Here is a 13,271-nt window from a genome sequence, read left to right as displayed (position 1 = left end):
CTCTCAAGGGCAGGCCATATAACGAAAAACTTTGAACGACAGGTCAAACCCGGGCAAGCTTCACATCATAATCAATAGGGAGAAATAAGACATGAAACATATTATGACTGCGGCGGCTCTAGCGCTGGGGGCAACCGGAGCGGCGCAGGCGGCGGATGATGTGACGCTGCAGCTGAAATGGGTGACCCAGGCGCAGTTCGCGGGCTATTACGTGGCGCTGGACAAGGGGTTTTACGAAGAAGAGGACTTGAATGTCACCATCCTGCCGGGCGGCCCGGATATTGCGCCGACCCAGGTGATTGCCGGCGGAGGCGCTGATGTGACGGTGGAATGGATGCCCGCGGCGCTGGCCGCGCGCGAGAAGGGCTTGCCGCTGGTCAATATCGCGCAGCCATTCAAATCCTCCGGCATGATGCTGACCTGCTGGAAGGATGCCGGCATCGAAACCCCGGAAGACCTGAAGAACCGCACCCTGGGGGTCTGGTTCTTCGGCAACGAGTTCCCCTTCATGAGCTGGATGAGCCAGCTGGGCATCGGCACAGATGGCAAGAACGAAAACGGTGTCGAGGTGCTGAAACAGGGCTTTAACGTGGACCCGCTGCTGCAGCGCCAGGCGGACTGCATCTCGACCATGACCTATAATGAATACTGGCAGGTCATCGACGCGGGCGTCAGCCCGGAGGAGCTGGTCACCTTCAAATATGAGGATCAGGGCGTCGCGACGCTGGAAGACGGTCTCTATGTGCTGGAGGAGAACCTCGAGAACGCTGAGTTTGCGGACAAGATGGAGCGGTTCGTGCGGGCCTCGATGAAGGGCTGGAAATATGCCGAGGAGAACCCGGACGAAGCGGCCGGCATCGTGCTGGACAATGATGCATCGGGTGCGCAGACCGAAGAGCACCAGAAGCGGATGATGGGCGAGATTGCCAAGCTGACCGCCGGCAGCAACGGGGCGCTGGACCCGGCCGATTACGAGCGGACCGTGTCGACGCTGATGGGCGGCGGCTCCGATCCGGTGATCACCAAGCAGCCGGAAGGCGCCTGGACCCATGCGATTACCGATGCGGCGCTGAACTGAGCCGTCTTTGCTGACTGCGAAACCAAGGCCCGCCGGACTTGGCCGTCCGGCGGGCCTTTTTTGTTTTGAGCCGTTTTTTGTAAAAATTTCGACAATTCCGCCGTCAAGATGAAATACACGTCTTGGATGAGTTTTTCTGTGTTAGCATCTTCCAATGGGAGAGATTTGCGCTGATATCCTTGAAGGGCAGACGGCAGACGGGCACCCGCCGCATTATATTTGTTTCTGCCGGCGGCCCGAGATCCCTTCCTGCAATGCGCGGCATGCGCCGCGCGGGCGTCCGGCGCTGCTGGATGTGGCCAGCAGGAGCTGCGAACTGCCGCTGATGGCGCTGTGCCGGGCGGCGCATCAGCGCAAGCATGAAACCGGCCGCGCCCAGGTGCTGATTCTTTATGAGGTGGAGCCGGTTGTGCCGGAAGCCGTGGACCTTCCCCCGCCGACAGAAGCCGCGGCGGATGTGATCCCGGTCCAGGTTTGCTGCGTGCAGAAAATCGGCCATGCCGACCTGCTGCACGCGCTGGCTTGCGGTTTTGACGTCATTCACCTGCAATCCTGCGCCGGCGCTGCCGGACTGGCGCAGCAGGAACGGCAAGTGGAGCTGGCGCATGTGCTGGGCGGGCTGGGCCGGATCCTGCTGTTCGGGGACGGCGGCACCCTGGCGCGGCGTCTGGAGGCCGGGATCTTTCCGTTTGCCTCCGTCTCGCCGGACGTTCTTGCGGTGGGCAGCCGCAGGGATACCGCACGGGCCAGCGCCGCGGCCCTGCTGCCGGCCAAGGCAGGCAATATCGCGCTGCCGGAGCAGGCCCCCTACGGGGCTGTCAGCCTGGACGCCGATCGCTGCACGCATTGCAGCAGCTGCGTCTGGGTCTGCCCGTCGGACGCGCTGAGCCTGACGGAGAACGGCGGCGCGCTGAGCTTTGTGGAGTCCTTGTGCTTTCAATGCGGGCTGTGTGTGTCGATCTGCCCGCAGCGGGCGCTGCGCATGGCGCCGGGGATGGACCTGTCCGCGGCAGCGGTCCTGCCGCATCTGCTGGACGGGACTGCGGAGGGGTGCGGCAATGCCGCGGGGGCCGAGGCCGGCCCTGCCGAGGAGCTGCCCGCCAGCCTACCGCCGGTTTTGCCCGCCGGATGAGGATGCCCGCGCGGCAGCGCCGCAGGGCGCTCAGCTCTGTTCCAGAAAACCGCCGTACTGGCCGCGCTTGAATATCAGCCCCTTGCCGGGCCGGGTGGTGACGCTGGCCACCTCGCCGACGACGATGGTGTGATCGCCTGCCGGATGAGCAGCAAAGCGGCGGCAGTCGAAACGGGCAATCACCGCCTCCAGGGCCGGCGAACCTTGCGCGTTCGGCTGCCAGGCGGCGGCAGAGAAATCCTCGCCGTTGGCGGCGAAATGCTTGGCCAGGTCCAGCTGGTCCTCTGCCATCACGTGAATGGCGAAATGCTCGGCGCCGACAAAGGCGTCATGGCGCAGCGAGGCTTTGGCCGGGCACCACAACAGCAGCGGCGGCTCCAGCGAGACGGATGTGAAGCTGTTGACGGTGATCGCCAGCGGGCCGCGCGCGGTCTGGGTGGTGACAACCGTCACCCCGGTGCCGAAGCAGCCGAGCGCATCGCGGTAGGCCCGGGCGGTCTCCGGCCCGGGGATAAAGCTGGTGTCGGCCATGTCGCGCGCCTCTTTTTCGTTCGGCAGTGACCTGCCACGCATGGGGCCGGTTGTCCACCTTACACCTGTATTTCGTAGATCAGGCGGCAAATACAGGTGCTAATTCAAGTCCTCTAACAGGCGTCCGTGCTTGCGGGTCTCCTCAATCACCGCGCCAAAGGTGCCGAGGCCGCGCGCCTCCAGCATTGGCAGCATTTTGCAGAACACCTCTGCCGTGGCTTGAGCATCCCCCATTGCGGTATGGCGCAGGGCAGGCGGGATGGTCACTTCCAGCCGCTCGCACAGCGCATCCAGCGTGTGGCTCTGCGAGGCGCCGAACAGCACCGCGCTCAGCAGCACGGTATCCAGAACCGGCTGGTCCCAGCTGACGCCCGCACGTTTGGCATGGCGGCGCAAAAAAGCCATGTCGAATGGTGCATTATGGGCGACGATCACCGCATCGGAGGCAAACCTGTGAAAGGCGCGGGCGGCTTTGCCGATGTCCGGGGCGCCCTGCACCATGGCATCGCTGATCCCATGCACCTTGGTGGAGGCGGCGGGGATCGGCGTGCCGGGATCGACCAGCGTGGCGAACTGCTCGCCAGCAATTATCCTGTTGCGCACCACCCGCAAGGCGCCGATCTGGACGATCTCGTCCTTATGCGGCAGGAGGCCGGTGGTTTCGGTGTCAAACACCACATAGCTGAGGTTTGACAGCTTGCGGCTGTCCAGTTCCGCGTGCTCGGTGTCCAGCAGGGCAAAATCATAGACCAGCGGCCGCGAGTCGCCGGGGGCAAGGTCCGCATGGGCGCCTTCGAACAGGATGATGTAACCCGGCGCGCCGCCCAGCGGTTTCAGCCGCAGATCAAACACCTGGCTGCCGCTGGCGCTTTTCACCTCGGCCAGAACCTCCAGCCCGCTGCGCACCAGCCGGCCGTAGGCGGCCTCCAGCCCGGTGCGGTCCAGGTAATCGGACAGCGGCGCATTGAGCCGCGGCGGCGCTTCCTGCGCCAGCACCGCGGCGGCCTGGCCGTCATAGAGCACGATCTGATGCGCCGGGCTGGCCATGACGGTGGCAACCGGAATGTCGGTGAGCAACGCCGCAAGGCGGGCTTTCTCGGCTTCCAGATGCTCGGTCTCGCGGGCGATGGCTTCGGCCGCGGACAGGGCAGAGGCGCCCAGCTGGCCCGCCAGCCCCTCGGCAGCGGCCGCCAGGTCGCCCAGGTAGCGGGCGCTGTGGGTGTCCAGCTCCTTGCTCACCCCGGCGTGGGCGCGGGCGCGCATGCCTGCCGCCAGCCGTTCGATCGGCTTGGCGACGTTCTCGTCAAACAGCAGCCAGACCCCGGCGCTCAGCCCGAGCATGGCAAAGCTGCTCAGCAGGCCGGAAAAGATGAAGGCATCGGTCAGGGCGGGCTGGCCCGCGCGGCTGTAGCCAAGCCACAGCGCGCCGCCGGTGACGGCGATGCCGCCAAGCGCCAGCAGGCAGAAGAACAGAAAGATCCGCAGGCGCAGGCTGAGGCGTGACAGCATCGTTATCCTCCGCAGGCCGTGGTCAGCAGCGCGTCCTCCGGGGCACCGGCAACCCAATCGAGCCCCGCGGGCAGGCTGTTGCCGGAAAAGACGGTGCCGTTCGCCACCAGCGCGCGGCGCCATTTGCCGCAGTCCAGCACCGCAGGCCGCTTGCTGAGCGGGGCCCAGCGGCCAAAGAAATAGACCTCGGCCAGATAAACCTGCGGATGCGCCTCGTGGCTTTTCATGGTGGCGGTGTCGATGGCGGCAAACCGGTCCACATAGGGCACGGCATAGGTCCAGGGCCGGTAGAAGCTTTTGTTCTGAACCGTTTCCGCCACTTCCACCCCTTCCGGCAGGGCGGCCCTGGTGCGCCCGTACCAGCCGTATTCGGAGGCGATGGTGACGCCGATCATCGCAAGCCCCGCCGCCACCGGCGCCATCCAGCTCGGCAGCCGCCCCTTCAGCGTCCGGTTCAAGAGCATCACCACGCCCGCCGCCGCGATCCCTGCAAAAATCACCGCAATCAGTTCCAGAAACATCCCATCTCCCCGCAGGCCACCGGCCTTGTCATCTTTCCCGAAATACTCGCGCCGCAGGCTCCCGCACGCGCAGCCGTCAGCTCAGCATTCCCTTACCGTGCCCAACTGCCGATTGCATCGTCTTTACCACAACAAAGGCGTCGCGCAGATGACTTCGCTCAAAATCCGACAGGTCCGAGGGCGCCAGGTAATTGTCCGGTGCCTGGCCGCCGCGGATCTGCGCGGCCTGATGCTCCAGTCTTGTCTGGGCGATCAGGTCGTAGGCATCCGTCAGATCCCGCGCACCGGAGGGGCTGAGCACGCCCGCGGCCTCCGCCGCCTCCAGCCGGGCGCGGGTGTTGACCTCGGCCAGTTTCCCCTGCAGCGCATAGACCCGGCCCAGATCCACCACCGGCACCACGCCGTTGTGCTTCATGTCCAGCGTGTTGCGGTGCTCGCCCGAGCGGATGGTGGCCAGCCCGCGCAACAGGCCCAGTGGCGGCGTGTGTTTCAGCGAATTGGCGATCATATGGGCGGTGAAGATGGTATTGGCGCTGGCCGCCTGCAGGGTTTCCTGCTGCAGGTCGGCAAACAGCGCGGCGTCGCCGCCGATGGGGCGCAGGTCGAACATCACCGAGGCCAGCATCTGCGCTTCCGGGTTCGGCTTGACGATCCAGCCGCGGAAATAGTCGCGCCACACCCGCAGCGGCTGCCGCCAGCGCGGGTTGGAGGCCATCATGTCGCCGGGGCAATAGACGTAGCCGCAGGTGTTGAGCCCGTCGCAGACAAACTTGGCGAGCTGTTCGAAATAGGCCTCATCGCCCGGGGCCAGATCGTCGGACAGGATCAGGCAGTTGTCCTGGTCGGACACGCCCGTCTGCTCGCGCCGCCCTTGCGAGCCGCAGGCGAGCCACAGGTAGGGCACCGGGGCCGGGCCATGTTTATCTTCCGCCAATGCCAGCAGGCGGCGGGTCACGGTGTCGGCGATGTCGGTGATCAGCCGGGTCACCACCTCATGCCGGTTGCCGCCTGCCACCAGCTGCACCAGCAGGCGGGGGATTTCGGCGGTGGCCTTGGCCATCTCTTCAGCCGACGCGGCACGGGCAATGCTCGACACCATCTCGCCTGAGCTGACGGCCTGGAACCGGGTGAGGTCGGTCTGGGTGACGATGCCTGCGAGCTTTCCAGCCTCGACCACCGGGATGTGGCCGATGCCATGCTCCATCATCATGTGCAGCACGTCGGAGCCGATGGCGGAGGGCGCCAGGGTCAGCGGGTCCGGGGTCATCACGTTGCAGACCGGGGTGGAGATCGGCTTGCCTGCGGCGAGGATCTTGGCGGTCAGGTCGCGGGTGGTCAGGATGCCTTGCAAATGATCCCCGTCGGTCACGCAGACGGAGGAGATGCGGCGGTCCCGCATCAGCTGCGCGGCGCCCTGGCAGGTCAGGCCGCCGGAACAGGTGACGGGCGCGCGCGCCATGATGGCCTCAACCCGGGTGGTGGCCAGGCTGCCGGAAACCTGGCTGCCGGGGCGGCGGCGGTCGAAGAATTTGGCGACCTTTGGCTGGCCGGCCATCAGGGCATGGAAATCCGCCTTGGGCAGCAGCAGCAGAAGCGTGTCCTTGGTGGTCCGCGCAGAGGTCACCGCCCGGCCGCCGCGGGTCAGCCCGCGTTCGCCAAAGGAATTGCGGGGGCCGAGGATGGAAACGGGAATGCCGTTCTCATCGGTCACTTCCACCTCGCCGGTGTGGACCAGGTACAGCCCTTCCAGATCCTCGTTCAGCGCATAGACAGCATCGCCTGCAGCTGCATCGATCAGGCGAAACTTGGGGGCCAGCGCCTGCAGCAGCGCCGGTTCCAGGCTGTCGTAGGGGTGGACCGAAGTCAGAAAGCGGAGCAGCGCGGCATCAGAAAGGGGCATGGGCGTACCTGCATGGAATCAGGAAAAAAATGGTCCCGCCGAGTGTGAACCGGACGGGACCATGAGGAAAGAGGCGGGCCGCTGGGAGGCAGCCCGCCCAGGGGAGGTTAGTGGTCCTGTGCGGCCCCGGCGCCGCGCGGGATGCGGACGCTTTCCACCAGCTCTTCGATCTCGGCGGGGATCGCCTCGGTCGATTTCGACACCAGGAAGGCCACCGCGAAGTTCACCATCGCGCCGATCGCACCGAAGGAGGTGGATTTGACGGTGCCCAGCAGCGGATCTGCATCGGTGAAGGAGTTGGTGTCCGGAATGAACAGCCAGCCCTTGTGCAGGAAGATGTAGACCAGGGTCACGATCAGGCCTGCCAGCATGCCGGCTACGGCACCCTTGTTGTTCACCTTGGTGAAGATGCCCATCATCAGCGCCGGGAAGATCGAGGCAGCCGCGAGGCCAAAGGCCAGCGCCACAGTCTGCGCGGCAAAGCCCGGCGGGTTCAGACCCAGGTAGGTTGCCACACCGATGGCCACGGCCATGGCGATCCGGGCCGACAGCAGTTCGCCTTTTTCCGAGATGCTCGGGTTGATCGACCCTTTGATCAGGTCGTGCGACACAGCCGAGGAGATCGCCAGCAAGAGGCCCGCAGCGGTGGACAGTGCAGCCGCCAGGCCGCCAGCCGCCACCAGACCGATGACCCAGCCCGGCAGGTTGGCAATCTCAGGATTGGCCAGAACCAGGATGTCGCGGTTGAAGTTGGTCAGCTCATTGCCGGCCCAGCCGTTGGCTTCGGCAGTGGCCTGCAGATCGGCGTTCTGGTCGTTGTAGTACTGGATCGCACCGTCGCCGTTCTTGTCTTCCCAGCCCAGGAGGCCGGTCTGCTGCCAGGTCGCCATCCAGTCGTACTGCGGATCGTTTTCGATTTGCTGCACGGTCACGGCGCCGCCTTCGATGCCGCCGTTCGGCCACATCATCTCGGTGATGTTGAGGCGGGCCATGGCGCCAACTGCCGGAGCGGTCAGATAGAGCAGCGCGATGAACACCAGCGCCCAGCCGGCCGACCAGCGGGCATCAGCCACTTTCGGCACGGTGAAGAAGCGCATGATGACGTGGGGCAGGCCGGCGGTGCCGATCATCAGCGACAGGGTGAACAGCACCATGTTGAAGGTGTCGGCGTGATGCGCGGTGTACTCGTTGAAGCCGAGCTCGGTCACGATGGCGTCCAGTTTGGCCAGCAGCGGCTCGCCGGAGGCTGCGTGATCGCCGAACAGGCCGAGCGCCGGGATCGGGTTGCCGGTCAGCTGCAGCGAGATGAAGATGGCCGGGATGGTGTAGGCCATGATCAGCACGACGTACTGGGCCACCTGAGTGTAGGTCACGCCCTTCATGCCGCCGAACACGGCGTAGGCGAAGACCACACAAGCGCCGATCAGCAGGCCCGCGGTGTTGGAGACCTCCAGGAAGCGGCCGAAGGCCACGCCAACGCCGGTCATTTGGCCGATCACGTAAGTGGTCGAGGCGACGATCAGGCAGATCACAGCCACCACGCGCGCGGTCGGGGAGTAGAACCGGTCGCCGATGAACTCGGACACGGTGAACTTGCCGAATTTGCGCAGGTAGGGCGCGAGCAGCAGCGCCAGCAGCACGTAGCCGCCGGTCCAGCCCATCAGGAAGGTGGAGTTGTCATAGCCGGTGAAGGCGATGAGGCCCGCCATCGAGATGAAAGACGCCGCCGACATCCAGTCGGCTGCGGTGGCCATGCCGTTAGTGACGGGGTGAACGCCCCGGCCCGCGGCATAGAACTCCGATGTGGAGCCCGCGCGGGCCCAGATCGCGATGCCGATGTAAAGCGCGAAAGACGCGCCCACAAACATCAGGTTGATGGTAAACTGATCCATCTTATTCTTCCTCCACGCCGTATTCGCGGTCCAGCTTGTTCATCCGGAACGCGTAGAAAAAGATCAGCGCCAGGAACACCAGGATCGAGCCTTGCTGGGCGAACCAGAAGCCCAGATCGCTGCCGCCAACCCTGATGCCCGAAAGCATCGGGCGCAGCAGGATGCCGAAGCCGAATGAAACGACAGCCCAGATCACCAGGCTGATTAGAATAATGCGCACGTTTGCCGCCCAATAGCCTTTGTCGGCTTCGGCGGTTTTTGCCGCATTTGTGGTTTGATCCGCCATGGCGGCTCCTCCTTCTTCCTCCTGAGCCGCCGCGGGGACCGGGCGGACTCTCTCCGTTTGCCAGCAGCCGGGTCGCGGCGCGCAGGCATGACTCCTTTGGTCTGCCAAGGCAGGTCCATCGGGTATCTCATTGTCCGGGGGGCGGGATTCTGCCGGTCAGGGCAGGCCCCGCTTCTTATTCGTTAGCTGGTGGCCTTTGTCACAATGGCCGCCATGTCCTGGGCGATGTCGTCGATACCGCCCATGGCATCCGTGGTTTGCAGCACGCCCTTGCCGCCGTAGTAGGCAATCAGCGGCGCGGTCTGCGCGTGATAGGCCTCCAGCCGGCTGGCAACGGTTTCTGCATTGTCGTCAGCGCGGCGCTTCATCTCTGTGCCGCCGCATTTGTCGCATGTGCCGGCCTTTGCAGGCTGCTTGAAGCTGTCGTGATAGCCCTCGCCGCAGCCGCCGCAGGTGTAGCGGCCGGAAATCCGCTCGACCATGGCCGCGTCGTCCACTTCCAGGCTGATCGCGGCGTTGATCTTCTGATTGGTTTCCGCCAGCAGGCCGTCCAGCGCCTCTGCCTGCACGGTGGTGCGGGGAAAGCCGTCAAGGATCACGCCCTTGGCGCAATCGGGTTTTGCCAGGCGGTCGCGCAGGATGTTGATCACGATCTCGTCGCTGACCAGCTGGCCCGCTTCCATAACCGCCTTGGCCGCAAGGCCCGCAGGGGTGCCCGCGGCAACCGCCTCGCGCAGCAGGTCGCCGGTCGACAGCTGCACATAGCCGAATTTTTCCTCAAGCATCCGCGCCTGGGTGCCCTTGCCGGCGCCCGGAGGCCCCAGCAGGATCAGAACGGCGGGACGGGTCATAACTGCCATATTCATCGTTAAATCACCCCTTGTTCGCGCGGTTTTCGATCAGGTCTTCGACCACCGACGGATCGGCCAGGGTCGAGGTATCGCCCAGGGAGCCAAAATCGTTCTCGGCAATCTTGCGCAGGATACGGCGCATGATCTTGCCGGAGCGGGTTTTCGGCAGGCCCGGCGCCCACTGTATCACGTCCGGAGAGGCAATCGGGCCGATTTCGGTCCGCACCCAGGTGCGCAGTTCCTTCAGCAGCTCATCCGAGGGTTCGCGGTCGTTCATCAGGGTGACATAGCAATAGATGCCCTGGCCCTTGATCTCATGCGGGTAGCCGACCACGGCGGCCTCGGCGACGGCGGCGTGGGCCACCAGGGCGCTTTCGACCTCAGCCGTGCCCATGCGGTGGCCGGAGACGTTGATCACGTCGTCGACGCGGCCGGTGATCCAGTAATCGCCATCCGCGTCGCGGCGGCAGCCGTCACCGGTGAAGTAGTAACCCTTGTAGTCCGAGAAATAGGTCTTCTCGAACCGCTCATGGTCGCCCCAGACGGTACGCATCTGGCCCGGCCAACTGTCCTTGATGCACAGCACGCCTTCGACATCGTTGCCTTCGATCTCAGCCCCGGATTGCGGGTCCAGCACCACCGGCTGGATGCCGAAGAACGGCTTCATCGCCGCGCCCGGCTTCATCGCGTGGGCGCCCGGCAGCGGGGTCATCAGGTGGCCGCCGGTCTCGGTCTGCCACCAGGTGTCGACGATCGGGCATTTGCCCTTGCCGACAACCTCGTTGTACCAGGTCCAGGCTTCGGGGTTGATCGGCTCGCCCACGGTGCCCAGCACCTTGAGATCGCTCAGATCGCATTTCTCGACCCAGGAATTGCCCTGGCCCATCAGTGCGCGCAGGGCGGTGGGGGCAGTGTAGAACTGGTTCACCTTGTGCTTTTCGCAGACCTGCCAGAAGCGGGAGGCATCGGGGTAGGTCGGCACGCCCTCGAACATCAGGGTGGTGGCGCCATTGGCCAGCGGGCCGTAGACGATATAGCTGTGGCCGGTGACCCAGCCCACGTCCGCGGTGCACCAGTAGATGTCGCCGTCGTGGTAATCGAAGGTGATTTCGTGGGTCAGCGCGGCATAGGTCAGATAGCCGCCAGAGGTATGCACCACACCCTTGGGCTGGCCGGTGGAGCCGGAGGTGTAGAGGATGAACAGCGGATCTTCGGCGTTCATCTCGGCCGGTTTGCAGTAATCATCCGCTTCCAGCGCCATCTCGTTGTAGTCATAGTCACGCCCGTCGACCCAGGTGGTCTGGCCGCCGGTGCGCTTGACCACCAGGCATTTCACCGTGTCCTTGGTGTGCAAGAGGGCGGCGTCGGCGTTTGACTTCAGCGGGGTCTTGCGGCCGCCGCGCGGCGCCTCGTCGGCGGTGATGATCACCTTGGCGTCGCAGCCGTTGATCCGGGCCGCCAGCGCATCGGGGGAGAAGCCGGCAAAGACGATGGAATGAATGGCGCCGATGCGGGCGCAAGCCAGCATGGCATAGGCCGCCTCGGGGATCATCGGCAGGTAGATCACCACCCGGTCGCCTTTGCGCACGCCCATCGATTCCAGGATATTGGCCATCCGGCAGGTGCGGCGGTGCAGCTCCTTATAGGTGATGTGCTGCGCGTCCTCGTTCGGATCATCCGGTTCCCAGATGATCGCGGTCTGGTCGCCGCGGGTGTCCAGGTGGCGGTCGATGCAGTTGGCGGACACGTTCAGGGTGCCGTCTGCGTACCAGTTGATCGAAACATTGCCGAAGCTGTAGTTCACGTCCTTCACTTGGGTGAACGGCTTGATCCAGTCGATGCGCTTGCCCTGTTCGCCCCAGAAGCCTTCCGGGTCGTTCATTGAGGCGTCGTACATTTCCTGGTATTTCGCGGCATTGACATGCGCGCGGGCAACGGTTTCGTCGGATGGCGGATAGACAGCGTCTGCGTGCAGCGCGTTCATTCGGTTTCCTCCCAGAAATTTTATTGGCAAGACAAACGACACCGCTGTGCCGTGGCTGTCAAACCGTTTCCTCCTAGGCACTGATAATACCGCGTGCTGAAAATTTGTGAATAAGCGACCGGTTTTTAAGCATTTCATTGTCAACGAATTTCCCTCTAGTCAACGTGTCTGTAAATGTTTTGACACCCGCAAACGCTGCATTTGGGAAAAACAACAGTTTAGGTGTAAACGCTTTTGCGGTCATTTTGCGGTTGAAGCCGGGGCAGATTGACCAAAGGGCAGCCTGAGCGGCGGAAACAGGCCCAATCGCGCTGCGGCATATTGTGCCAGGCCGGCCCGCGGCGGGCGGACGGGAGCGCCCCGGTGCCCTGAACGCGAGTCACTGCGTCACGTTTCTGCCGTGGGGGTTGGCAGGGCGCGGCCTTGCGGCTAGCCTGTCGGGCAAGCGTCCGCCTGGCGCATGTGCGGCAGGCAAAAAGGGCGCAATCCGGGAGAGTTAGATTATGAACAGATTTCTGACCGCCGCTGTGGCGGCGACTGCTGGCGTTGCAATGGCGGGCGAGGCCGCGGCGACCGAGTGGAACGTGTCCCTGTGGGGCAAGCGCCGCGCCTTCACGGAACATGTGGAGAAACTGGCCGAGCTGGTCAGCGAGAAGACCAATGGCGAGTTCACTCTGAACATCAGCTATGGCGGTCTCAGCAAGAACAAGGAAAACCTCGACGGCATCTCCATCGGGGCGTTTGAAATGGCGCAGTTCTGCGCCGGCTACCACCGTGACAAGAACCCCTCGATCACCGTTCTGGAACTGCCGTTCCTGGGCGTGAACACGCTGGAGGAAGAGGTGGCCGTGTCCCACGCGGTTTACGCCCACCCGGCGGTAGAGGCGGATCTGGACCGCTGGAACGCCAAGCTGCTGATGACCTCGCCGATGCCGCAGTACAATATCGTCGGCACCGGCGAGCCGCGCGATGAGCTGGCGGAGTTCAAGGACATGCGGGTGCGCGCCACCGGCGGCATCGGCCAGGCCTTCTCCGCCGTGGGCGCGGTGCCGACCTCGGTGACCGCAACCGAGGCCTATAACGCGATGGAATCCGGCGTTGTTGACACCGTTGCTTTTGCCCAGCATGCGCATCTCAGCTTTGGCACCATCAACAAGGCCGACTGGTGGACCGCCAACCTGAACCCCGGCACCGTGAACTGCCCGGTGGTGGTCAACACTGACGCCTATGAGGCGCTGAGCGATGCCGAGCGCGAGGCGCTGGACAGCTCGGTGGAGGAAGCGATTGCCCATTACCTGGAGAACTACGGCGCGCTGCTGACCAAATGGGACAGCGTCCTGGACGAGAAGGGCGTCGAGAAGGTGATGATCTCTGACGAGCAGCTGGCCGAATTCCGCAAGGTGGCCGCCGACCCGATCCGCGAACAGTGGATCAAGGACATGAGCGCGCAGGGCCTGCCGGCGCAGGAGCTGTACGATCTGGTGCAGAAGACCCTCAGCGATCACCGCTCGGGCAGCTGAGCCTGACATGATACGGAAGGGCCGGGCGGACAGTTCCGGCCCTTTTCTGTCTTTGAAATTCTGGAAC

At 64.3% G+C, this 13,271-nt stretch carries 11 protein-coding genes; 3 read left to right on the top strand and 8 right to left on the bottom strand.

The window, feature by feature from the left end; all coding sequences use genetic code 11:
* Positions 1–91: 91 nt before the first annotated feature.
* Both R2C4_RS10045 and R2C4_RS10040 read left to right on the top strand, forming a co-directional pair.
* Positions 92–1,078: an ABC transporter substrate-binding protein gene (locus tag R2C4_RS10045; RefSeq protein WP_027244121.1), complete on the top strand. Its 987-nt coding sequence runs from the start codon at positions 92–94 to the stop codon at positions 1,076–1,078.
* 295 nt (positions 1,079–1,373) lie between these two features.
* On the top strand, positions 1,374–2,210 hold the full coding sequence (locus R2C4_RS10040) for a 4Fe-4S binding protein (protein WP_244940816.1): 837 nt from the start codon (positions 1,374–1,376) through the stop codon (positions 2,208–2,210).
* A gap of 30 nt (positions 2,211–2,240) precedes the next feature.
* On the opposite strand, the gene R2C4_RS10035 is transcribed toward R2C4_RS10040, so the two are convergent.
* The 8 genes from R2C4_RS10035 to acs all read right to left on the bottom strand — a co-directional run bounded on the left by R2C4_RS10035 (position 2,241) and on the right by acs (position 11,684).
* A complete protein-coding gene (locus R2C4_RS10035) occupies positions 2,241–2,741 on the bottom strand; it encodes a flavin reductase family protein (RefSeq protein WP_141892078.1) in 501 nt (166 codons plus the stop codon).
* A gap of 99 nt (positions 2,742–2,840) precedes the next feature.
* Positions 2,841–4,250 carry a 3'-5' exonuclease gene (locus R2C4_RS10030; protein WP_058287160.1) on the bottom strand — a complete coding sequence of 470 codons (1,410 nt, stop codon included), beginning with the start codon at positions 4,248–4,250 and terminating at the stop codon, positions 2,841–2,843.
* A gap of 2 nt (positions 4,251–4,252) precedes the next feature.
* A complete protein-coding gene (locus tag R2C4_RS10025) occupies positions 4,253–4,771 on the bottom strand; it encodes an RNA-dependent RNA polymerase family protein (protein ID WP_141890523.1) in 519 nt (172 codons plus the stop codon).
* 76 nt (positions 4,772–4,847) lie between these two features.
* Entirely contained in the window at positions 4,848–6,671 is a 1,824-nt protein-coding gene (locus R2C4_RS10020) for a DUF294 nucleotidyltransferase-like domain-containing protein (protein WP_141890522.1), read from the bottom strand.
* A 107-nt stretch (positions 6,672–6,778) separates the two neighbouring features.
* Entirely contained in the window at positions 6,779–8,563 is a 1,785-nt protein-coding gene (locus R2C4_RS10015; protein ID WP_141890521.1) for a sodium:solute symporter family protein, read from the bottom strand.
* A gap of 1 nt (position 8,564) precedes the next feature.
* Positions 8,565–8,849, bottom strand: coding sequence for a DUF4212 domain-containing protein (locus tag R2C4_RS10010; protein WP_141890520.1), 285 nt, complete (start codon positions 8,847–8,849; stop codon positions 8,565–8,567).
* A 182-nt stretch (positions 8,850–9,031) separates the two neighbouring features.
* On the bottom strand, positions 9,032–9,715 hold the full coding sequence (locus tag R2C4_RS10005) for an adenylate kinase (protein WP_141890519.1): 684 nt from the start codon (positions 9,713–9,715) through the stop codon (positions 9,032–9,034).
* A gap of 7 nt (positions 9,716–9,722) precedes the next feature.
* Complete coding sequence (gene acs, locus R2C4_RS10000) at positions 9,723–11,684, bottom strand: acetate--CoA ligase (protein ID WP_141890518.1); 1,962 nt, start codon at positions 11,682–11,684, stop codon at positions 9,723–9,725.
* Positions 11,685–12,187: 503 nt separating this feature from the next.
* Here acs and R2C4_RS09995 point away from each other — a divergent pair.
* The gene (locus tag R2C4_RS09995; protein ID WP_058287153.1) at positions 12,188–13,204 is read left to right on the top strand and encodes a C4-dicarboxylate TRAP transporter substrate-binding protein; all 1,017 of its coding nucleotides are present in this window, start codon (positions 12,188–12,190) and stop codon (positions 13,202–13,204) included.
* Positions 13,205–13,271 lie beyond the last annotated feature (67 nt).

It is taken from the genome of Leisingera aquaemixtae, assembly GCF_006740765.1.
Classification (GTDB): domain Bacteria; phylum Pseudomonadota; class Alphaproteobacteria; order Rhodobacterales; family Rhodobacteraceae; genus Leisingera; species Leisingera aquaemixtae.
Note: the sequence above shows the minus strand (reverse complement) of the source record. Positions and strands in the feature narration are given on the sequence as shown.